Source organism: Algoriella sp., assembly GCF_036647415.1.
Classification (GTDB): domain Bacteria; phylum Bacteroidota; class Bacteroidia; order Flavobacteriales; family Weeksellaceae; genus Empedobacter.
The window spans coordinates 1-24490 of the sequence record NZ_JAVXKG010000015.1; the positions used below are offsets into that span (position 1 = coordinate 1).

Sequence of the window (24490 nt, forward strand, 5' to 3'; positions counted from 1 at the left end):
GGATCGATACCATTCGAGAAAAAGAACGATAAGTTTGGTCCAAATGCATTGATATCCATTCCACGAGATAAATAATACTCGACATACGTAAATCCGTTTGCCAAAGTAAACGCCAATTGTGTAATTGGATTTGCTCCCGCTTCGGCAATATGATAACCAGAAATAGACACAGAATAGAAGTTACGAACATTTTCTTTGATAAAATATTCTTGTACATCTCCCATCAAACGCAATGCAAATTCTGTTGAGAAAATACATGTATTCTGTGCTTGATCTTCTTTTAAAATATCTGCTTGTACCGTTCCACGAACTTGTGCCAATGTATTTTTCTTAATTTCCGCATAAACATCAGCAGGTAAAACTAAATCACCCGTAACACCTAAAAGCATCAATCCTAAACCATCATTTCCTTCTGGTAATTCACCATTGTAACATGGTCTTTCTACACCTTTTGTTTTATAAATAGCATCGATTTTAGCATCGATTTCAGCTTCTAAACCATTTTCTTTGATATATTTTTCACAGTTTTGATCGATTGCTGCATTCATAAAAAATCCTAGCAACATTGGTGCTGGACCATTAATTGTCATCGATACAGATGTCATTGCATGAGACAAATCAAACCCTGAATACAATTTCTTTGCATCATCTAAACAACAAATCGAAACTCCTGCATTTCCAATTTTACCATAAATATCTGGGCGGTGACCTGGATCATTTCCATATAAAGTTACCGAATCAAAAGCTGTTGACAAACGTTTTGCAGGCATTCCTTTCGAAACATAATGAAAACGTCTATTTGTACGTTCTGGTCCTCCTTCTCCAGCAAACATACGTGTTGGATCTTCTCCTTCACGCTTAAACGGATAAAGACCTGATGTAAATGGAAATTCTCCTGGAACATTCTCTTGTAAAACCCATTTCAAAATATCTCCCCAAGCTTCATATTTTGGTAAAGCAACTTTTGGTATTTGTAAGTGCGATAAAGACTCAGAATGCGTCTGAATATTAATTTCTTTATCGCGAACTTTGAATGTATAAACTGGATTTTTATATTTATTTACCTTTTCATCCCACGTAAAAATTACTTCCCAATTGTGAGGATCAAAGTCTTTTTTCAATTTATCAAATTCAGCTAATAATACTTTTGATAAATCAAGATTATTTGTTCCTGTAATTTCTATACCATGCTGAGTTAATGTAGGTATTTGACCAGAAATAGTTTCGATTGTCTTGAAAATACCGTACAATTTTTGCGCAACATCTTTTTGATTAATTGCTTTTGCATCATACGCACGATTATTTTCTGCAATTTCAGATAAATAACGAATACGACTTGGTGGAATAACATAGATTTTCTCTGACATCTCTTTTGTAATCTCAAAATTAGATTTCAAATCAGCACCTGTTTTTTCTACCACTTTATCAATAATCGATTTGTACAATTGATTAGTTCCTGGATCATTAAATTGCGAAGCAATTGTTCCAAAAACTGGCATTGTATCTGGATCTATATCCCATAAATTATGATTGCGCTGATATTGTTTTTTAACATCTCTAAGCGCGTCTAATGCTCCACGTTTATCAAATTTATTGATGGCAACAATGTCAGCAAAATCTAACATATCAATCTTTTCTAATTGCGTCGCTGCACCAAATTCTGGTGTCATAATATATAACGAAGCATCAGAATGATCTAAAATTTCTGTGTCTGATTGACCAATACCCGAAGTTTCAAGTATAATTAAGTCATAATTTGCAGATTTCAGCACCTGAAGCGCTTCGCCTACATATTTAGACAAAGCTAAATTTGATTGACGAGTAGCCAAAGAACGCATATAAACACGCGAATTATTAATAGAATTCATACGAATACGATCTCCTAATAATGCTCCTCCTGTTTTTTTCTTAGATGGATCTACTGAAACTAAAGCAATTGTTTTTTCTGGAAAATCAATCAAAAAACGACGAACTAACTCGTCTACCATTGATGATTTACCTGCTCCACCTGTTCCTGTAATTCCAAGAACTGGCGCAGATTTATCTTCTACTTTTGTATAATCAAACTCTTTCAAAAAGTCTTCTTCTCTATTTTCTGCTAATGAAATTAAACGAGAAATCGTTGTAACGTCTTTATCTTTTAGGGATTGATAAACGTCTTTACCTGCTGGTAAAACCAAATTACCTGTCGGAAAATCTGCTTTTTCTACCATATCGTTAATCATTCCTTGTAAACCAAGTGCACGACCATCGTCTGGAGAATAGATACGTGTAATACCGTAATCCATCAATTCTTTGATTTCTGTTGGAAGAATTACTCCTCCGCCTCCACCAACAATGCGAATATGACCAGCTCCTTTCTCTTGAAGCAAATCATACATATATTTAAAATATTCGTTGTGTCCACCTTGATAAGACGTCATAGCAATTGCATTCGCATCTTCCTGAATCGCAGTGTTTACAACATCCTCTACAGATTTATCGTGTCCCAAATGAATAACCTCGCAACCAGTTGCTTGTATAATTCGACGCATGATATTAATTGCCGCATCATGACCGTCAAATAAAGCAGCTGCAGTTACAATACGTACTTTATTTTTGGGTTGATAAGCCTCTTGTACAGGATGTACGAACTTCTCTTTTTTCTCTTCTTGAGCTATTTGTGACATTTATTTGTGTTTTGATTTTATCCTTATTGCTAAGGTAGCATTTTTTTATACTAAAAAATGTGTCGCTAATTATCAATTACAAAAAAAACAGCATAATTAATTATCAATATTACAAAAATAAATAGAATATGATTGAAATATATGATTAACTTTAAAAGTAAATACACGTAATCGTAAAATTTGTAAAAAATCTCTACTATGTACAGCTATACATTAAATCATTTGGTTCAATTTTCAAAATTAAATGAACAAATGATTGTTTTATGGAACAAGAAATATAAAATTTTTAATGATGAAAAAATCACTAAATCATCTCTTTTTACGAAAGATGATTTAAAAAAATTAATTATTATTTCATTTTTAGTAAACTCTAATCAACGCTATACGGTAGAAAAACTTTGTGCACAGTCTATTTCAGAATTATGTGTGATAATAGAATTCGAGCTTCAAAATTTTCTAAAAAAGAATAATGATTTTTCATCATTAGTCAATTTATTGGTTTGCTTTTGCTTTACATACGATGCAAAATCATTTGATTCTATCTTATCAATTTGCTTCAAACAAATGGGTATTGAGGACTGTTGTATAAAAATTGTTTTTCCATTAATTAGCGAATTGGCCATTCTTTTAGATATGAATTCTGTCTATTCTTCTATCAAATCTTTTACAAAAAATTTAATTCGAAAACAATTATTTTTCTTAATAAAATCTACCGCCTATTCTTCTGAAAATAAACGTACTTGGCTGTTATTTTTACCCGAAAACGAATTTAACGATATCGAATTATTGTACGGACATTTATTATTAAAATTAAATGGTGAAAAAAGTATTTATTTAGGAGAAAATCAATCAACAGAATCAATCAAAGAATGTTTAGACAACCTTAATATTACACACGTTCTTACATATATTAGCAATGATTATGATCAAGATCAAATAAAAAATAGTCTTGAAATAATCAAAAGAAATCAGCCAAATTCGATAATTTTTGTAGCAACTTATAATAAATTAAAAGAACCTATTACAAATGAAATTCCTTACATTAATATAAATCATCCAATTATATTTAAAGAATATTTAGACAAAATTATGGCGATGTAATCTTATATTTTCCAGTTAATTTCTTGAATATTTTTACTTTTAAGATATTCATTTGTTTTAGAAAAAGGTTTGCTCTCCCAAAAACCTCTGTAAGCTCCTAACGGAGATGGATGAGCCGTTTCTATAACTAAATGTTTCGTTCGATCAATTTTTGCTCCTTTTTTCTGCGCATAACTTCCCCAAAGTATAAAAACTATATTTTGTTTTTCTTCTGAAAGTAGTTTTATAACTGTATCTGTAAATTCTTCCCAACCTTTCTTTTGATGCGAACCTGCATTAGAAGCTTCGACAGTTAACGTCGCATTTAACAACAGAATACCTTGTTTTGCCCACGATTCTAAATTACCAGAAACGGATTCTTCTATTCCTAAATCAGTTTTTAATTCTTTATAAATATTTCGCAAACTTGGTGGAATTTTAACATAATTGGCAACAGAAAATGACAAACCATTTGCTTGTCCTTCGCCATGATAAGGATCTTGACCTATGATTACAACTTTTACATCATGAAAAGATGTGTAGTCGAAAGCAGAAAAAATTTGAGATTGAGGTGGATAAATTATTTTTGTAGCATATTCATTTTTAATAAATTCGGTTAATTTTATGAAATAATCTTTTTCAAATTCATTTTTTAAAACTCCTTTCCAAGACTCCTCTATATCTGCAATCATTATTCATTTTTTTTGAAATCTAAAATTATGTTTTATTTCATCGTACTGCAAATAAAAATTATCTCTCATTTATTATCCAATTACGTGAAACCGTAAAAATATACAAATCATACTCTTTAACTTTATTGAAAACACAAAATTAATTATGGATTTTAAAGATATTGTAAAAAAATTAGGCGAAAGAGTTGATACCTTAAAAGCTCAAGTAACAACAGAAGAAGCTACTAAAAATGCATTTATTATGCCTTTTATTAAAGATCTTGGGTATGACGTTTTTAATCCTTTTGAGGTTGTACCCGAGTTTACTGCAGATTTGGGAATAAAACAAGGTGAAAAAATTGATTATGCAATTATTCAAGAAAATGAACCTATTATTTTGATTGAATGTAAACATCATGCTGCACCTTTATCTATAAGTAATGCATCTCAATTGTTTCGATATTTTCATACAACAAAAGCAAAATTTGCAATATTGACAAATGGAATTGAATATAAGTTTTTCACTGATTTAGTAGAAACAAATAAAATGGACGAAAAACCATTTTTTCACTTTGATATAACTGAAATAAAAGAAAATCAAATTGAAGAACTTAAAAAGTTTCATAAATCTCAGTTTGATTTTGAAAAAATTGTAAATACCGCAAGTGACTTGAAATACACAAATGAATTAAAAGCACTTATTAATGAAGAAATTAATAATCCGTCGGCGGATTTTGTTCGTCATTTTGCAAAGCAAATTTATCCATCAATTATTACACAAAAAGTATTAGATCAATTTACAGGTTTGGTCAAAAATTCATTCAATCAACATTTTAGTGATGTCGTAACAGACCGTTTACAAACAGCATTGAACAAGGAAACTAAAATTAATAATTCTAATTTAGAGGACTCTGAAACTGATTTAGAAGATTCAAAAATTATTACAACTAAAGATGAACTAAATGCATTTTTAATTATAAAGGCAATTTGTACAGCAGAATGTTCGCCAGAAAGAATTATTTACAGAGATGCGCAATCTTATTTCGCAATCTTATTTGATGATAACAATAGAAAACCGATTTGTCGATTATATTTTACAGATAAAAGATTACAAATTGGAATTTTTGACGAAACAAAAAAAGAAATAAAAACAGAACTTACTAAAATAGATGATATTTATAAACTAAATGAGGAAATAAAGAATATTATAAAATATTATTTAGAATTAGAGAACGTATAAAAATAGCTTGATAAAAATGTGCTAATTTTAAATCCATATATTTGTAAAAGGATTAGCTTTGTTTGAACACATTCAACCAAAAAACATCTAAATTACCTATAATATAGTTTTTTATAATAAAATTAGCACTCTAGCTAAATGCAAATATCAGAGCAAACATTAAAAGATTTAGAATTCAATGCTGTACAAAAAGAAATTGCAGCATTTGCCTATACTGAAAAAGTTGAAAAATCTATTTTTCAACTAAAACCATACGAAAATCAACAACTTTTGGTTGAAGATTTACAGACTACAAACGAAATTTTATCGAGTATTGAAGGTGGAAATCAATTTCCATTTTCTGAATATTATATTTTAGATGAAAATCTGGGACGACTAGAAATTGAGAATTATTATTTACCTGCTGAAGAATTTTTCAAGATTAAAGCAAATACTTTACAAGTAAAAGAAATTTTGAAATATTTAACGGCTTTTAAAGAATATTCGCCCTCTTTATTTCAGAAAGGAGAATCAATTGTCTACGAAAAAAACATTGTTAAATTAATCGATCAAGTTTTTAATAAATTTGGAGAAATTAAGGACGACGCAAGTCCAGAACTTAAAATTGTTCGCGATCGTTTGCGCCATCTAAATGGACGTATTACAGAGTTATTCAATAAATCTATGGCTTATCATGCAGATAATCTAGATGATATTAAAGAATCTGTAATTGGAAATCGACGTGTTTTAGCTGTAAAATCATTCCAAAGAAAACGTGTAAAAGGTCAATTTTTAGGAACTTCAAAAACAGGTTCTATTACATTTATAGAGCCCGAAAGTGTTTTAGCTCCACGACGAGAATGGGAAGAATTAAAGGAAGAAGAAAAACATTTAATCATTCAAATTCTTTTAGATTTAACTGCTCAAATTGCTATCTATAAACCAAATTTAGAAGAATATCAAGCTTTTTTAGAGTACATAGATTTTACCCAAGCAAAAGCAAATTACGCATTTCTAATAAATGGTATTTTACCAAAAATATCTCAAAATAGAGTTATCAAACTAATCGATGCCTATCATCCTGTCTTGTTTCTAAATAATAAAAGACGTGAAGAAAAAACGATTCCACAAAGTTTAGAATTAAATGAGAAATGTAGAATCATTATTATTTCTGGACCAAATGCAGGTGGAAAATCTATCACATTAAAAACAATTGGTTTACTACAAATCATGTTTCAAAGTGGTGTTTTGGTTCCTGTAAAAGAGGAAAGTCAGTTTGGTTTTTTCAATCAAATTTTTACAGATATTGGTGATAATCAATCTATCGAGAATCACTTATCAACTTACAGTTATCGCCTAAAACAAATGTCTTATTTTCTGAAACAAGCAGACGATAAAACATTATTGCTTGTTGATGAATTCGGAACAGGTTCTGATCCTGAATTGGGAGGAGCTTTGGCTGAAGTTTTTTTTGAGGAATTTTACGAGCGTAATTCTTTCGGAGTTTTTACAACACACTATACCAACATAAAATTGAGCGCGGAAAGTTTACCAGAAGCGATAAATGCATGTATGTTGTTTGATAAAAAATCGTTAGATCCACTTTATCGCTTAGAAGTTGGACAAGCCGGAAGTTCATTTACATTTGAAGTTGCAGAAAAAAATAAGATTCCATTTCGTTTAATCAATCGTGCAAAGAAAAAAGTAGAAAGTGATAAAGTTAGCTTAGATAAAACAATTTTAAAACTTCAACAAGAAAAATTTGAAATTCAGAAAACAAAAGATCAAGTTGAAGAATTACGTGAATCGAGTATCGAAAACAACGAAAAATTAGAGTTAACAAACGAAAAAATTCAACAAAAGCTATATGATTTTCAACAATTGTATGATCGCGAACAAAAAACAATGATGCTTGGAAAACGAATTGTAGATATGTCGGATTCGTATTTGAAATCAAAAAATAAAAAGCAATTAATTGCTAATTTCTTGAAGATAATTGAAATGGAAAATTCAAAAAAAACAAAGGAAGTTCAGCAACTGAAAAAAATAGAAAAAATAGTAGAAAAAGAAGTTCAACGAGAGTTGAAAGATAATTCGGCTATCATTTCTAAACAAAAAGAAGTAATTGTACAAAAAGAAAAAGCCGAAACTAAGAAAAAAATTGATGCCTTGAAAGTTGGTGATCGTGTAAAAATACATGGTTCTACATCTGTTGGTACAATTGATAAAATAAAGAAGGATATCGTTTTTGTGAATTATGGTTTATTTACAACTCAAATTAATGTGAATGAAGTTTATAAAATTTAGTTTTCTCCTTTTCTGTTTCACACTATTTTCTTGTGATGAATTTTATGATAATTTATTTGATAATGATACAAAGTCGTATAGTTGTACTCCTTTTGTAACAATAACAAATTGGACAAAAAATACGAACGAATGTTCTTATATCTTTGATTATAATAACCTAACATCGATGGACAAGATAGGTAGATTTCAAGTAAAATATAAAAATCCAAAAAATGGATATAGTAAATTATCAAATGAAATAAGAATAGTACCCGGAGAAAATTCTGTAAAAATACAGATAGAAAATTGTAAATCTGGGGACGATATTGTTGAAGTCTGCTTTATTTCTTATTAATAGATATTCAAAAAAGTCATTATAAATTTTTGTAATGACTTTTTTATTGGTTTTAAATAATCATCAACATAAGTAATATCATTCTTTATAGACTAAACAAATTGTAAATTAGCATAATAATGATTAGAAAGAAAAGTCTAAAAGCAATTTTTCAATAAAAGATAAACTCAATAAATTTTGACAATCAATGGTTATAAGATTTATTTATAGTTTAATCTATAATTGAAATTAAAAATCTATTGACAATCTTACAAATCATTCTAAATTTGTATCAGTAAAAGAGCTAAAAAACTTTAGTTAGTTTTATTAAATCAAGAATTAAAAAATAAAATATAAAAATTAAAATTATGTCATTAGTAGGAAAAAAAGCGCCTTTGTTTACAGCGCCAGCAGTAATTGATGGAGACGAAATTGTAGAAAACTTTTCTTTACCAATTGGAGAAAAAAACATTGTATTATTCTTTTATCCAAAAGATTTTACTTTTGTTTGTCCAACAGAATTACATGCTTTCCAAGCTAAATTAGCTGAATTTGAGAAAAGAGATGCAATTGTTGTTGCTGCTTCTGTAGATTCAGAAGAAACTCACTTAGCGTGGTTAAACACTGCAAAAGATAACGGAGGTATCGAAGGTGTTACTTACCCAATCGTTGCAGATTTTGCTAAAACTATTGCTATGGATTATGGTGTATTGGCTGGTGAATATGTATACAATGAAGAAAATGATTCTTTAAAATTTGAAGGAGCCCCAGTTGCTTACCGTGGAACTTTCATCATCGATAAAAACGGTGTTGTTCGTCACGAAACTATCAACGATTTACCATTAGGTCGTAACATTGATGAGTATGTACGTTTATTAGATGCTATTTTACATGTTGAGAAATATGGTGAAGTTTGTCCAGCAAACTGGGAAGAAGGAAAAGATGCAATGAGCGCTACAAAAGATGGTGTTGCTTCTTACTTAGCTTCTCACTAAAAAATAATTTAGAAAATCGTTGATTTTCTAAAATTTACAGAGGCTGTCTAAAATGATTGACAGAAGATTTTTTAAAGAATTCATTTTCAATATAAAATAATACGTTTATTTCTTAGACAGCCTTTTTTATATCCAATTTTTAACTTTTAATAAAAGTAAATAATATGTTTGCAGAATTAGAACAAGATAACTTAGCACAGGTTGTTGCTGATAACAATATAGTAATTGTACAATACGGTGCGGGATGGTGCGGAAATTGCCGTTTGGTAAAGCCAAAATTCAAGAAATTAGCGGCTGAATACGAAGGTCAAGCAGAATTTTTATACGTTGATGCTGAGAAATTAGTAGAATCAAGAAAATTAGCTGAAGTGCCTAATTTACCAACATTCGCGGTATTTAAAGGAGGAGAAAAAGTAGGACAAGTAACTGCGTCTAAAATTGATGCTGTAAAAGAATTGATCAATGAAACTACCGGTATTTAAAAATTTATCAAAAAATGTTTCTGTAGAAGCTATGGAAGCTGCTTTGGAAGTTTTGGAAGTTTATGCTGATTCACCAGCCGTAAAAGAGCCAGAACAAGAAGTAATAGGAGAAATGATTTCTAACATTTGTGGAGCTATTGAAATGAAGCAAATGATGGAAGAGCAAGGAATGGACGAGCGTACTGCTGCCAATACCTTTATGCAACGCGTAATGGGTTGTATTGAAAAATAATAAATTACAGTTTTCCATATAAAAAAGCCAACTAAAAAGTTGGCTTTTTTATTAACTCTTATCTACTCCAATAGAAAAACTTTGTCTCATTTTTTCTCTGGATTCATCTTGTAATTTCTTAAATTCTTCTTGCGAAATTTCTTTACCTTTCATTGACTGAATTTTAGCCATTTTCTTAGGATTTACGTTAATTTTTTCAGCTTCATACGTTGTAATAGAAGCTAATTTATTACCCAATTCACTCACCGTTTTTAAGACTAATCCTGGCAATCCATTTATTTGATTTGGACCTGCATCTATTTTAAGTTCTGGTGCATACCAAGCTGCAATCTGTTTTCCGTTGTCTACTCCTACAGCTTTTATCACTTTATATCCCAGAATTGTATCTTCTATATCTGTTATTTTCCACTGATAATCTTTGTAAGGCGTAATTACAACATAATCTTGTTTGTCTAAAAAAACTTCTTGTTGAAATTTTTTCTGATCAATATTATTCGTCAAAGTTTTATATTCTCCACCAATATTTATGGACATATTCATTCCTCCTCCGTTATTTTGTTCATTATTAATCACTTCAACCTTTTTAAAATTAGATTGATTATTACTGAACTCTAATTGATAAAAAATATTAGGAGAACCTCCTAATTTCATAACTCCACTACCTTTTTGTGCTTGTTGCATTTCAAATTCTTTCATTTTTTCATCATCGTGTTTTATTGTATAACGATACTCCACAGACAATTTTTCTTGAGCAAATAAAATTGAACTCGAAAATAACAACGTAAATAGTAATTTATTTTTCATATAATTCATGATTTTTATAATTCTATTTTAAAGATAATAATTTTATTTAGATTCTACAAGTGTAGACTTAAAATTAATCTTTACTTACACCTTGATATTGAATCAATTCTTCTTTTTGACGAATTTCATCTTCTTTTATCATATTATTTAATTCTGTTTTATTAATCGTTTTCCCTTTTTTCAATTGATAGGGCTTCAATTTATCATCAAATTCAACAGAAGTTGCAGTAATTTCTGTTACTGGTTCTGTTTCTCCATTTTTATAAAACTGAACAGATAAAACTAAGCCTGGGAAATTAATATATCTTTTTGGACCAAAACGAGCAGGTAAACTTGGTGCATACCAAACTACAATAGTTGCTTTTTCTGTTTTATATTCTGCTTTTTTCACCTCATAACCTAACATTTTTTTTGTTTCTCGAGTTAACTGATAATCATTTTTTCGCGGAATAGAATCAATCAAAATATAAGGTTTGTTATTTGCCATATACTCAATATGAATTTCATTTTTCTCAAAATCAAATTCTCTATTTTCATCCCAAATTCCTCCAGTCATTACCATTTTAAAACCAGTTTGGCTGTTGTCTAATTTCTCTATTTTATAATATTGACCAATTTTTCCATCAATCGTTAAAAAATAATCAACAGGTTGGGATAAAGATTTCTTCATTTCTAGGCTCTGAACAATTTCTTTCCCATTCATATCATACATTACAGGAAAAGTAATTTCTTGGTATTTAACCAATAATTTTTCTTGTGCAAATACCGAAATTGTAGTTAATAAAATTACAAAGAGTACATATTTTTTCATAAAATGCTATTTTGTAATAAACCTAAATAAAAAATGCATAAATCATACAGATTTATGCATTTTTTTATCAAAACTTTATCTTTTTATCGATTATTCTTAAATTAATTCATAAAATTTCAACGCATTCCAAATTCCATGATCATCAGCAGAAGTTGTAACATAATCTGCCAATTCTTTTACATTATCTTTTGCATCGCCCATCGCAACGCCTATTTTACAACCTTGTATCATCGTAATATCATTTCCTCCATCACCAAAAGCCATTGTTTTATTCAAATCAAGTTGATGTTTATTCGCCATTCGCTCAATTCCTTTCATTTTATTAATTCCTTTGGGATTAATATCTGCAAAATATTCTATCCAACGTGTACCTATACTATTTTTCAGTACATTTTCTATCAAATATTTTTCTTCTTTTTCATCAACAAAAAAATTCATTTGCATAATGTTATCTTTTGGTAAATCTCGTGGATCTACTACATTCGGGACTTCCATTCCAAAATAAGCGAACGACTTTTCGACACGCTCATTTATACGATTAATACTAAATTTATCATTTGTCATATACGAAAAAGCAAACGGATTTGTTTCATCATATTTTAACAAAGCCTCAATATCAGAAGGATTTATATATTCCACATAAAACGTTTCTCGCTTTTCATCCGAACACATTCCACCATTATTATTGATGTATCCATCAAAACTATATTCAAAAACATGCTCAGGCATATCGACTAAATTTCGCCCAGTTGCAATGTATATTTTTTTGTTTTTTTGTTTTAAAATTTTCAACGCTTCTGTCGTCGATTCACTGATTTGATGATTCTCAAAACCTTGTAAAGTTCCATCAAAATCAAAGAAAAAAGATTCTATCATACTATTTGTTTCAATCTACAAAAGTAAAAAAAGCAACCTCTAATTGGTTGCTTTTTTACTTTATTTTAATGCTAATTTAATAATTTCTAACGCTTTGTTAACTTCTTTGAAGGATAAATTAAGATGTGGTCGCAAACGAACCGATTTTTCTCCACACGGAAGAATAATCATCTTATTATCAAAACACGTATTAATAAACGCTGAACGATTAATATCCGAATCAAAATCAAAGGCAATAAACAATCCTAAACCACGGACACTGTGCACTTTATTGGTATGCTTCGCGATGTCATTTAATCTATCTATTATATATTTTCCTTTTTCTTCGGCATTGTGTACTAAATTTTCTTTTTCTATTACTTCTAATATTAATTTAAAACGCAACATATCAATGTAATTTCCACCAAATGTAGAATTGATTCTGCTCGATTCTTTAAACACATTATTCGGAATTTGATCAAGCTTCTCTTTATTTGCTAAAATTCCGCAAACTTGCGTTTTTTTACCAAAAGAAATCACATCAGGAATCACATCATAATGCTGAAAAGCCCACATTCTACCAGTCATTCCCATTCCTGTTTGTACCTCATCAAAAATCAATAAGATTTCTTCTTTATCACAAATTTCACGTAATTTTTGGAAGAATTCTTTTCTAAAATAATTATCACCTCCTTCTCCCTGAATTGGCTCTATAATAATACATGCAATTTTATTTTTACGCGTTTCTAAAACATTTTCTATCTGTTCTATCGCTCTTTTTTCAGCTTCAATCGTTTTTGATAAATTATCTTCTGTTACAGGATAATTAATTTTTGGATTATCAATTCTTGGCCAATCAAATTTTGGAAAATACTCGTATTTACGAGGATCTTTTGTATTTGTTAACGACAATGTATAACCAGAACGACCATGAAAAGCTTGCTTGAAATGAATAACTTCGCCCGCTTCCTGCTCTATTCCTTTTGATAAATTAAGTCTAGTTTTCCAATCAAAAGCTGTTTTTAGTGCATTTTCTACAGCTAATGTTCCACCTGAAATAAAGAATAAATACTGCAATTCTTTTGGCATTGCCACACGTGCAAATGTATCAATCAAATCTGCATAATCTTTGGTATAAATGTCGGACATTGCAGGTTTATTGACTGCATTTCTACCTAAAAACTCTATTTTTTCCATCAAATGTGGATGATTATAACCAATCGCTGTAGAGGCAAACATCGAAAACATGTCCAAATATTCTACTCCATTTTCGTCTACAACATAAGAACCGTGTGATTTATCCATATCCATTACAATTGGATATCCGTCTGCTAATATATGTTTTGCTAATCTTTCGTGTACTGTACTCATCTGTGTAAAATTTTAAAAATCAAACTTAATTCCTTGCGCCAATGGTACTTCTGTCGAATAATTAATCGTATTTGTTTGGCGTCGCATATAGGCTTTCCAAGCGTCAGAACCAGATTCTCTACCTCCTCCAGTTTCCTTTTCTCCTCCAAAAGCTCCTCCAATTTCAGCTCCAGATGTTCCAATATTTACATTGGCAATTCCACAATCAGAACCTTGTTGGCTTAAAAATAATTCAGCTTCGCGCAAATTATTTGTCATGATTGATGATGATAAACCTTGTGCTACATTATTCTGAATATCAATTGCTTCCATCACATCACCTGAATATTTAATTAAATATAAAATTGGTGCAAATGTTTCTTTCTGAACTATTTTGAATTCATTTTTAACTTCAGCAATCATTGGTTTTACATAACAACCACTTTCATAACCTTCTCCTTCTAAAACTCCACCTTCAACCAAAATTTTTCCTCCTTCTTTCTCTATCTCTACTAATGCATCCATATACATTTTGACTGCATGTGTATCGATTAACGGACCAACATGATTTGCTGTATCCAATGGATTTCCAATTTTTATTTGTTTATAAGCATTTACTAATGCTTCTTTTACTTTATCATAAATAGCCTCATGCACAATTAATCTTCGAGTTGTTGTACAACGTTGACCAGCAGTACCAACTGCTCCAAAAACTGCGGCCGTCAACATAATTTTCTGATCTGCATCTGGCGTTACAATAATGGCATTATTTCCTCCTAATTCTAAAATAGTTTTTCCTAAACGAGCCGCTACAACTTTGTTTACTTCAATTCCCATTCTCGTAGAACCCGTTGCAGAAACCAATGCAACACGACGATCATGAGAAATTAATTCGCCTATAGATTTATCTCCTATCACTAAACAAGAAACGCCTTCAGTCACATTATTTTTCGCTAAAACCTCAGCCAAAATATGTTGACAAGCAACTGCGCACAACGGCGTCTTTTCACTTGGTTTCCAAATTACTGTATCTCCACAAATTAGTGCTAAACAAGTATTCCACGCCCAAACTGCTACAGGAAAGTTAAAAGCAGAAATTACACCTACAACTCCTAACGGATGATATTGATCGTACATGCGATGCAAAGGTCTTTCGGAATGAATTGTAGCACCATATAATTGACGTGATAAACCTACTGCAAAGTCGCAGATATCGATCATTTCTTGTACTTCTCCTAAACCTTCTTGATAAGATTTTCCCATTTCGTACGAAACTAATTTACCAAGATCAGCTTTCTTTTCACGCAATTTATCTCCAAATTGACGAACTATTTCTCCACGTTTTGGCGCAGGAATCAATCGCCATTCTTTGAATGCTTTTTGTGCTTTTTGAATCGCTTCTTCGTAATCTTCTTTTGTTGAAGTTTTAACACTTCCTATCAATTTTCCGTCAACTGGCGAATAAGAATTTAAGAGTTCTCCTTTTCCAAACCAAGTACTTCCTGTTGAAGTTCCGAAGTTATCGGACAAAATACCTAATTCTTTTAATTCGTTTTCTATCATTTTTTGTGTTATTTTGTGGTTTTAAAGTTTACCTAAATTAGACAAAAGTTTTTAGATTTAAAATATTTAGTAAATAATATTCAGAATTATTTTTAATTTAGTGAATAATAATTAGATTTAATAAAATAAAACCGCATAAAATGAATTCAACTACAGATTATTTTAAGATTGATGATTTATTAACTGATGAGCATAAATTAATTCGTCAATCTGTTCGAGATTTTGTGGATAACGAAATAAAACCAGTCATAGATGATGCTGCACAACATCACAAAGACATTCCTGATTTGATGAAAAAATTGGGTGCAATTGGCGCTTTAGGTCCGTATATTCCTGAAGAATATGGTGGTGCAGGATTAGACCAAATGTCATACGGATTGATCATGCAAGAGTTAGAACGTGGCGATTCTGCTGTACGTTCTGCTGCATCGGTACAATCGTCATTGGTTATGTATCCAATTTATACATACGGATCAGAGGAGCAAAAACGTAAATTTTTACCAAAGTTAGCTTCAGGAGAGTTTATTGGAAGTTTTGGTTTAACAGAGCCAAATCATGGTTCTAACCCTGGAGGAATGGAAACTCGACTAATAAAAAACGGTGATCATTATGTCTTGAATGGAGCAAAAATGTGGATTACAAATTCGCCAATTTGCGATATTGCGGTTGTTTGGGCAAAAGATGAAGAAGGAAAAGTTCGTGGAGTAATTGTAGAACGTGGTATGCAAGGTTTTTCTACGCCAGAAACACACAATAAATGGTCTTTACGCGCGTCTAAAACAGGTGAATTAGTTTTTGAAAATGTTAAGATTGAAGAACATCATATTTTACCCGATGTTAAGAGCTTAAAAGGCCCTTTATCTTGTTTAAATTCTGCACGATACGGAATTTCTTGGGGCGTAATTGGCGCTGCAATTGATTGTTACGATTCTGCTTTGAAATATTCTACAGAAAGAACACAATTCGGAAAACCAATTGCTTCTTATCAATTGCAACAGAAAAAATTAGCCGAATTTATTACAGAAATTACAAAAGCACAGCTTTTATGTTGGCGATTAGGTACGTTGAAAAATGAAGATAAAGCAACGCCAGAACAAATTTCTATGGCAAAACGCAATAATGTGAAAATGGCGATTGATATTGCAAGAGAATCTCGTCAAATAATTGGTGCAATGGGAATTGTGGGCGATTTTCCTATGATGAGGCATGCTGCGAATTTAGAATCGGTCATTACCTATGAGGGTACGCACGATGTCCATTTATTGATAACTGGTGCAGATGTTACCGGAATTAACGCTTTTATCTGATATAATTTTTATTAAAACATAATATTTTATAGGTTTACAATTCTTTTGTAAACCTTTTTTATTTTTAGAAAATATGAGATTAAAATTAATTATAACATTCATTATCTGCATACAAGCATTTTTTGTAAATGCACAAGAAACGTATCAAATTACATACGAACGTATTTCTAATGGTAAAAAAATTGAAGAGAGTAATCCTATTCAAGTTTTAGCAAATACCAAAGAAACAATTATTGGTACGCAAAATAGCTTTAATCAATCAGGTAAATTTCCGAATGAACTATTTTATTTCAATAAAGATAAATCGCCTGTCATTTCATCTATCACTCAATTTGATTCAATTCATTCTATTATTAGTAATGATTCAATTTCTTTTAATAAAGCTGTATTTACACTTACAAAAGAAACAAAACGTATTTTGGGATTGCGTTGTAAAAAAGCTACAACTTCTATTAATTCTAACACAATTGATGTTTGGTACGTTGACAATATGAACCTGAATGCAGCACCAACAACGGTTGGACTAAATCTTGGTTTTGTTTTGGAATTGACACGTAACAATAATTCTACTATTCGTGCCGTGAAAATTGAACGTGAAAAAGATATTATTCCATCACAATTTATTACAAAAGAATTGGTACAACCCGCTTTAGACCTATTAACCTACAAGGAAATTATCTGGAAAAGTAAGTTTATGGATATTAATTTATTAAAAAATCAACAGATTAATTTTAGTAAAGAGTTTCCTTCTAATGATTCTATTTATCGCTTTGCAAATGGAACAGTTGTCGTAAGAAAAATAAAAATACCACAGATAAAAAGTGGAAGTCAAATTTTCTTAAACGTTACTCAACAATCTAATGGCGATGCGTACGACAGAACGGGTTCTGTGTTTCTTATTCCTCAAAACTCTGAAATTACTTTTTTAGATGGTTTACAAAAAGGAATTAATCAATTACCTATTTATACAAACGGTAATGGTAAAAAATATCAAGGCTATTTTACAACAGATAAATACACATCAAACATTGAATTGATGCGCTTTTTTACGCCTTTCGGAATCAATAAATTCAATCACATACAAATCAAAAATCAAGATTGGGAAACAGAAGCAAAATATCGTCAAGAAATATCTGAATTTCAATCTGTCTTGTCTAATCAAGAAGTTTTAATCGGTTTTTTTATTGGAAATTACGATCAAGGCGGACATACAATTTCTGCTAATATAACGGTTCATCCATCAAGTGGATCAACACTTCCTAATCAAAAAGTTCAGTCAGTTTTCAATACGGTTAATGTGATGGAAATGGCTGGACAAGAGTATCCATCGTTATTTGATGATGCAAATGGATTTACAGTAGAGTTTACTTTAAAAGAGGATTTTACTAATGCTAAACTGCGTTTTATAACAACTGGTCATGGTGGTTGGGAAAATGGAGATGAATTTGTACCAAAAGAAAATACGGTTTTTGTAGACAATCAAAAAGTATTCAATACTATTCCTTGGCGACAAGATTGTGGCTCATATCGTGCTTATAATCCAGCTTCAGGTAATTTTGATAATGGTTTATCTTCTTCAGATTATAGTCGTTCTAATTGGTGCCCAGGAACAATTACAAATCCTTATTTTATCCATTTAGGGAATTTAAAAGCTGGGAAACATACCGTAAAAATAATTATTCCACAAGGAAAACCAGAAGGAAATAGCTTTAGTTATTGGAATGTTTCGGGTGTTTTGTTGGGAGAGTAAACAAATAAATTTTAAAAAATTAGTGATATAATCAGGTATTTTCAGTATTAAATCAAATCATTAAAATATTGTATATAAGCTAAATAACTCGTAATTTAATCGTCCCAAACTTTTAAATTTATGAAAAAGATAGAATTTACCTCCCAAGAACTCTCAATTTTGTTAGAAAAGGTTCAGAATTGTTTTGAAGATTTGAATTATAAAATTACCAAAGATGATTTAATGTCTGATAAAGACGTGATGGAATTATTTGATTGTTGTCCTAAAACATTAGAAAAGTTAAAGACCAATGGTGAAATAAAGTATTTTAAGCTTGGTAGTAGATGTTACTATTTGAAAATGATGATTTATTTGCAGATTTTAGAGAAATATAATGACTAAAGAGTTAAACTGAATTATAGATCTATACCATTTTAACTCTTTAGTAAATCTTACTTTTTCTATGTCGTAATACTGCCAAGATAGATTGAATTGGATACTGAAAGTTCATCTATTGCACGAAAAGCTATCCAAAAATGGAGTACTTTTCCTAATTGATAGTTCGTCAGATTTAATGTATACGTTTCATCAAGACGAGGAGCAGCATTCTCTATAAAATTTGTATTGATTTCATTTTCAAAAGCTACTAATATTTGCAACATATCTGTTTCTCTATCTGGATTAGAGCCGGCATTGTTTTGCCAAGTAATTTCTATCGTATTAGGTGTAGGAATTGCTATTGAAGTAGGAATTACAGCCAATAAACCACCTTTTGCAAATGCAATTTTCGCATAATCTGGTACAATACTAAATGTAGTATAGTCTATACCAAAGCTTGTTGTAAGATTTGTAAAAGCTTGGTTGTAGCATGATCGCATTCCTGTTCTGTATCCATAATGTTTGCAAGCAAAAGCTCTGTAAGAAACCATAAAATCTACACATACTTTCATACGATCTCGAACTAATTGTTGTTTTTCAGTTGGAGTTTTAGTTCGTTTACGTGGACGAATACGAGATATTTCGTGTCCGTTTATGTTGGCAATGACAACACGTCCAGTTCGCCCACTTGAGCCAGATAATAAAGAGTCATAAATTTTTCCCATTTTATAATGTTTTAAGGGTTGTTATGTAAAGTTGTGAAAACTATTGGGACAAAAATTCTATTTACCAAAATTTACTGAAATTTGCTTTATTTTACTATAATTTACCTGTTTTTACTTTTTTTATAACACGTAATAAATTGAAAATAAACACGATGGATATTCATCTTTTGATATTCTTTAGGTTTTGTTTATCCATTCTGTATCTTTTCGTTAACCATTCTATATTGACGAAAGTACCACGAGATATTCATGGTTTATCTTGGTAGGTCTTTAAGTTGGGAAGTTGGTAGGTTTTTAAGTTGTTTTTACAATCCTATATTCTGTCCAAAAAAACACTCCCCTTACCCCTTCAAGAGGGGATTTTTTTATTAGTTAGTTTCAAGTTGGTAGGTTTTTAAATTTTTAAGGTGATGATGAGAAACTGAAATGAGTTTAGGTTGACAGAGGTGTTTTTATGCTGATTTAAGAAAAAATATATTCCCACACCTAACTCGAAAGGAATTTAGCAGTTGATATATAGACATAAAAAAGCCCCGCAGATAGGCGAGGCACTAAATGTTTTCACAACGGAATAATCCTTATTGTGAGTTCCTTTCATTACAAATGTAGATTAATAAATTTAATCCACAATACGGGAAACCGTAAATTTTGTTTCTTTTTTCTTCTTAAATTAGAAGCAAAAGACTTTATGACTAAAAATATACTCGGATTAGACCTCGGAACCAACTCAATTGGTTGGGCGTTGATTCAGCAAGACTTTGAAAATAAGCAAGGTAATATCTTAGGAATGGGAAGTAGAATTATTCCAATGTCTCAAGATATTTTAGGAAAATTTGGAGAAGGAAATTCTATTTCTCAAACAGCAGAACGTACTGGTTATCGTGGAGTTCGTCGATTGAGAGAGCGTCATTTGTTACGTCGTGAGCGTTTGCATCGCGTTTTGCATTTGTTAGGTTTCTTACCAAAACATTATGATGAGCAGATTGATTTTACTAAACGTTTTGGTAAATTCATCAATCAAGCTGAACCAAAATTAGCATTTCATACAGAGTTTCTTTTTAAGAATTCTTTCAATGAAATGTTAGAAGATTTTAAGCAAAATCAACCCGAATTTCTTAAAGATAAAAATGGAAATGATTGTTTAATTCCTTACGATTGGACTATTTATTATTTACGAAAAAAAGCTTTAACTCAAAAAATTGAAAAAGATGAATTAGCTTGGTTGATTCTTAATTTTAATCAAAAACGTGGATATTACCAGTTGAGAGGTGAAGAAGAGGAAGAAAACCCAAATAAATTAGTTGAATTTCATTCTTTGAAAATTGTTGATGTTATACCTGATGCTGAAACCAATAAAAAAGGAGAAATTTGGTATTCTTTGCATTTAGAAAATGGTTGGATTTACAGACGATCGAGCAAGATTTCTATGGACGATTGGAAAGATAAAGTGCGTGATTTTATAGTTACCACAGATTTGAATGATGATGGAACGGAAAAATTAGATAAAGAAGGGTTGGTAAAACGTAGTTTTCGTGCACCAAGTGCAGAAGATTGGACTTTATTAAAAAAGAAAACCGAACAAGACATTAATCAATCTCAAAAAACTGTAGGAACTTATATTTATGAGAATCTATTACTGAATCCTAAACAGAAAATAAAAGGAAAACTGGTTCGTACCATTGAGCGTAAATTTTATAAACAGGAATTAGAACAAATTCTAAAAACTCAAAAAGAATTTCATACAGAGTTACAAAATGAAAATTTGTTACAAGATTGTGTTCGAGAATTATATAAAAATAACGAACAACATCAACAAATTTTAGATTCAAAAGATTTCGTGCATTTGTTTTTGAATGATATAATCTTTTATCAACGCCCTTTGAAAAGCCAAAAATTTGGTATTTCAAATTGTACTTTAGAGTTTAGGAAATCAAAAAATGAAAACGGAGAAGAAATTATTCGTCCGCTAAAAGTTCTTGCGAAATCAAATCCTTATTTTCAAGAATTTAGATTGCTGCAATGGTTGCAAAATTTGGCTATTTATACCAAAGATGATGATAAAAATGTAACAAATAATTTCTTAAATTCTACACAAGATTGGGAAAATTTGTTGTATTGGTTAAACTCTAAAAAAGAAATTAAACAAGATGCTTTAATAAAATTCTTACTTGATGGCAATGGTTTAAAAGGAAAAGCTTTAAATGATGAAGTGGTAAAATACCGTTGGAATTACGTTCAAGACAAAGATTATCCTGGAAATGAAACCCGAAATTTAATTCAATCTCGTTTAGATAAAGTAGAAAATGCGCCAAAAGATTTTCTAAATTTTGAAAATGAAATGGCTTTATGGCACATCATTTATTCGGTAAACGATAAAATTGAGTATGAAAAAGCGTTAAAAACTTTCGCCAATAAAAAAGGTTTGCAGGAAACAACTTTTATAGATGCTTTCAAGAAATTTCCTCCTTTCAAAAGTGATTATGGTAGTTTTTCGGAAAAAGCAATCAAAAAACTATTGCCTTTGATGCGTTTCGGAAATCAATGGAATTGGGAAAATATTGACCAAAATTCTAAAGAAAGAATCGAAAAAATAATCACTGGCGAATATGATGAAAATATCAAAGATCGTGTTCGTGAAAAAGCAAAACATCTTAATTCTGAAGATGATTTTCAAGCTTTACCATTGTGGTTAGCTCAATATGTGGTTTATGGGCGACATTCTGAGGCATCTATTGCAGGAAAATGGAATTCTGTAGAGGATTTGAATCAATTTTTAGAAGATTTTAAACAACATTCACTACGAAATCCAATTGTAGAGCAAGTAATTACCGAAACTTTGCGTGTGGTAAAAGATATTTGGAACCATTATGGAAAAGGAGCGAAAGATTTCTTTACTGAAATTCATATCGAATTAGGTCGTGAAATGAAAAATACAGCAGATGATCGTAAACGCATTACAGCAACGGTTACAGATAATGAGAATACCAATTTGCGTATCAAAGCTTTGTTGGCAGAAATGGCGTTAGATACAAAAGTAGATAATGTTCGACCATATTCGCCAATGCAACAAGAAATTTTGAAGATTTACGAAGAAGGTGTTTTGAATGCCGAAGAAAATATTGATGAAGATATTCTGAAAATTAGTAAAACTGCTCAACCATCTAATTCTGATTTAAAACGATATAAATTGTGGTTAGAACAAAAATATCGTTCGCCTTATACGGGACAAATTATTCCATTGAATAAATTGTTTACACCAGAATACGAGATTGAACACATTATACCACAAAGTCGCTATTTTGATGATAGTATGAGCAATAAAGTGATTTGCGAATCGGCTGTAAATAAACTGAAAGACAATCAATTAGGCTTTGAATTTATTAAGAAATTTCATGGATATAAGGTTTCTGATAAAATGACTATTTTGGAAGTTTCTGAATATGAAGATTTTGTAAAACAGAATTATGATAAAAACAGAGGGAAACGCAACAAGTTATTGTTAGAAGATATTCCTGAAAAAATGATTGAACGTCAGTTGAATGATACGCGTTATATCAGCAAATATGTTACACAATTATTATCGAATATTGTTCGTGATGATAAAACTGGAAGTAAAGATGACGGCGTAAATTCAAAAAATATTGTACCAGGAAATGGAAAAATTACCACAAGATTAAAACAAGATTGGGGATTGAACGACATTTGGAATGACTTGGTTTTACCACGTTTTGAACGAATGAATATTTTGACTAATTCAACAGATTTTACATCAAAAAATACGCACGGAAAAATAATTCCTACAGTTCCTATTGAGTTATCAAAAGGATTTTCTAAAAAACGTATCGATCATCGCCATCACGCAATGGATGCATTAGTTATTGCCTGTGCAACGAGAGATCATGTGAATTTATTGAATAATGAAAGTGCTTTGCCAAAGAAAAATAAAACAAAAGATGAGCAAAAGAAATTTAGATTTGATTTACAACGCAATCTGAGAATACAAGAAACGTATTTAGATAAAGACGGTGTGGAAAGAACTGCCTTTAAAGGTTTTAAAAAACCTTGGGAAACTTTTACAGAAGATAGTCGTAATTCCTTGCAAAATATTGTAATTAGTTTCAAACAAAACCTCCGTGTTATTAATAAAGCAACCAATTATTATGAAAAAATTGAGAATGGTAAAAAGGTAAAAGTTGAACAAAAAGGTACAAATTGGGCTGTAAGAAAACCGTTACACAAAGAAACGGTTTCGGGGCAAGTACATTTGGATAGAATAAAAGTGGCGAAAGGAAAAATATTAACAGCTACTCGTAAATCTTTAGATGCTACATTTAATGAAAAAAGTATTTTATCAATTACCGATACAGGAATACAAAAGATTTTATTGAATTATCTAAAAGTAAAAGACAACAAACCAGAAATTGCATTTTCACCAGAAGGAATTGAAGAATTAAATAATAATATAAGCCTTTACAACGATGGAAAATCTCATCAGCCTATTTTAAAGGTTCGTGTTTTTGAGCAAGGTAGTAAGTTTTCTTTAGGAGAAACAGGAAATAAAACAACAAAATTTGTAGAAGCTGCAAAAGGAACCAATTTGTTTTTCGGAATTTATGAAGATAAAACAGGAAAACGCAGTTATGAAACCATTCCTTTAAATGTTGTTATCGAAAGACAAAAACAAGGTTTACAAGCCGTTCCCGAAACCAATGAAAAAGGACAACAGTTATTATATACCTTATCTCCAAATGATTTAGTTTATGTTCCAGTTGAAGGTGTTTTTGATGAGAATAAAATAAATGTAGAGCAAATTTATAAAGTGGTGAGTTTTTCTACTTATCAATGCTTTTTTATACAAAATAAAATTTCTACAACTATTGTAAATAAAGTGGAATTTTCTGCTTTAAATAAAATGGAAAAGTCAATTGATGGTATTATGATAAAAGAATTTTGCATCAAACTCAAAGTGGATAGATTAGGAAATATTTCAAAAGCTTAAC

At 30.5% G+C, this 24490-nt stretch carries 19 protein-coding genes; 11 read left to right on the top strand and 8 right to left on the bottom strand.

The window, feature by feature from the left end:
• Positions 1-2669 (bottom strand): methylmalonyl-CoA mutase family protein (locus tag RSC72_RS07975; RefSeq protein ID WP_332578469.1); only part of this gene is annotated, 2669 nt, incomplete at its 3' end.
• Between the two features lie 198 nt (positions 2670-2867).
• On the opposite strand from RSC72_RS07975, the gene RSC72_RS07980 reads away from it, so the two are divergent.
• A complete protein-coding gene (locus tag RSC72_RS07980) occupies positions 2868-3770 on the top strand; it encodes a hypothetical protein (RefSeq protein WP_332545966.1) in 903 nt (300 codons plus the stop codon).
• Positions 3771-3772: 2 nt separating this feature from the next.
• Here the strand turns inward: RSC72_RS07980 and RSC72_RS07985 are convergent, their stop codons facing one another.
• On the bottom strand, positions 3773-4441 hold the full coding sequence (locus tag RSC72_RS07985; protein WP_332545964.1) for a uracil-DNA glycosylase: 669 nt from the start codon (positions 4439-4441) through the stop codon (positions 3773-3775).
• 145 nt (positions 4442-4586) lie between these two features.
• On the opposite strand from RSC72_RS07985, the gene RSC72_RS07990 reads away from it, so the two are divergent.
• The 6 genes from RSC72_RS07990 (at position 4587) to RSC72_RS08015 (ending at position 9968) form a co-directional block, all read left to right on the top strand.
• Positions 4587-5660, top strand: coding sequence for a type I restriction endonuclease (locus tag RSC72_RS07990; protein ID WP_332545962.1), 1074 nt, complete (start codon positions 4587-4589; stop codon positions 5658-5660).
• Positions 5661-5798: 138 nt separating this feature from the next.
• Positions 5799-7946, top strand: a complete 2148-nt coding sequence (locus RSC72_RS07995; RefSeq protein WP_332566287.1) for an endonuclease MutS2 — start codon at positions 5799-5801, stop codon at positions 7944-7946.
• Positions 7927-8280: a hypothetical protein gene (locus tag RSC72_RS08000; RefSeq protein ID WP_332578470.1), complete on the top strand. Its 354-nt coding sequence runs from the start codon at positions 7927-7929 to the stop codon at positions 8278-8280. The genes RSC72_RS07995 and RSC72_RS08000 overlap by 20 nt, the downstream gene beginning before the upstream one ends.
• A 347-nt stretch (positions 8281-8627) precedes the next feature.
• Entirely contained in the window at positions 8628-9254 is a 627-nt protein-coding gene (locus tag RSC72_RS08005) for a peroxiredoxin (protein ID WP_332566341.1), read from the top strand.
• 164 nt (positions 9255-9418) lie between these two features.
• Complete coding sequence (locus tag RSC72_RS08010) at positions 9419-9736, top strand: thioredoxin family protein (protein WP_332566342.1); 318 nt, start codon at positions 9419-9421, stop codon at positions 9734-9736.
• Positions 9717-9968 (top strand): DUF6952 family protein, encoded by a 252-nt coding sequence (locus RSC72_RS08015; protein WP_332566343.1) that lies wholly within the window; start codon positions 9717-9719, stop codon positions 9966-9968. Before RSC72_RS08010 ends, RSC72_RS08015 begins: the two co-directional genes overlap by 20 nt.
• A 51-nt stretch (positions 9969-10019) precedes the next feature.
• Here RSC72_RS08015 and RSC72_RS08020 read toward each other — a convergent pair whose 3' ends face one another.
• The 5 genes from RSC72_RS08020 to amaB form a co-directional block, all read right to left on the bottom strand.
• Positions 10020-10772: a GLPGLI family protein gene (locus RSC72_RS08020; protein ID WP_332566344.1), complete on the bottom strand. Its 753-nt coding sequence runs from the start codon at positions 10770-10772 to the stop codon at positions 10020-10022.
• A 73-nt stretch (positions 10773-10845) separates the two neighbouring features.
• Positions 10846-11583: a GLPGLI family protein gene (locus tag RSC72_RS08025; protein ID WP_332566345.1), complete on the bottom strand. Its 738-nt coding sequence runs from the start codon at positions 11581-11583 to the stop codon at positions 10846-10848.
• Positions 11584-11679: 96 nt separating this feature from the next.
• The gene (locus RSC72_RS08030) at positions 11680-12459 is read right to left on the bottom strand and encodes an HAD family hydrolase (protein WP_332566346.1); all 780 of its coding nucleotides are present in this window, start codon (positions 12457-12459) and stop codon (positions 11680-11682) included.
• Positions 12460-12519: 60 nt separating this feature from the next.
• Complete coding sequence (lat, locus tag RSC72_RS08035) at positions 12520-13809, bottom strand: L-lysine 6-transaminase (RefSeq protein WP_332566347.1); 1290 nt, start codon at positions 13807-13809, stop codon at positions 12520-12522.
• Between the two features lie 12 nt (positions 13810-13821).
• Entirely contained in the window at positions 13822-15351 is a 1530-nt protein-coding gene (gene amaB / locus RSC72_RS08040) for an L-piperidine-6-carboxylate dehydrogenase (protein WP_332566348.1), read from the bottom strand.
• A gap of 140 nt (positions 15352-15491) precedes the next feature.
• On the opposite strand from amaB, the gene RSC72_RS08045 reads away from it, so the two are divergent.
• From RSC72_RS08045 to RSC72_RS08055, 3 genes are all read left to right on the top strand, one after another.
• The gene (locus tag RSC72_RS08045; protein ID WP_332545090.1) at positions 15492-16658 is read left to right on the top strand and encodes an acyl-CoA dehydrogenase family protein; all 1167 of its coding nucleotides are present in this window, start codon (positions 15492-15494) and stop codon (positions 16656-16658) included.
• A 73-nt stretch (positions 16659-16731) separates the two neighbouring features.
• A complete protein-coding gene (locus RSC72_RS08050; RefSeq protein ID WP_332545088.1) occupies positions 16732-18408 on the top strand; it encodes a PNGase F N-terminal domain-containing protein in 1677 nt (558 codons plus the stop codon).
• A 120-nt stretch (positions 18409-18528) separates the two neighbouring features.
• Complete coding sequence (locus RSC72_RS08055; RefSeq protein ID WP_332545087.1) at positions 18529-18789, top strand: hypothetical protein; 261 nt, start codon at positions 18529-18531, stop codon at positions 18787-18789.
• Between the two features lie 59 nt (positions 18790-18848).
• Here RSC72_RS08055 and RSC72_RS08060 read toward each other — a convergent pair whose 3' ends face one another.
• Positions 18849-19490, bottom strand: coding sequence for a DUF6266 family protein (locus RSC72_RS08060; protein ID WP_332545086.1), 642 nt, complete (start codon positions 19488-19490; stop codon positions 18849-18851).
• Between the two features lie 688 nt (positions 19491-20178).
• On the opposite strand from RSC72_RS08060, the gene cas9 reads away from it, so the two are divergent.
• Positions 20179-24489: a type II CRISPR RNA-guided endonuclease Cas9 gene (gene cas9 / locus RSC72_RS08065; protein WP_332566391.1), complete on the top strand. Its 4311-nt coding sequence runs from the start codon at positions 20179-20181 to the stop codon at positions 24487-24489.
• The last annotated feature ends 1 nt before the right edge of the window (position 24490 follow it).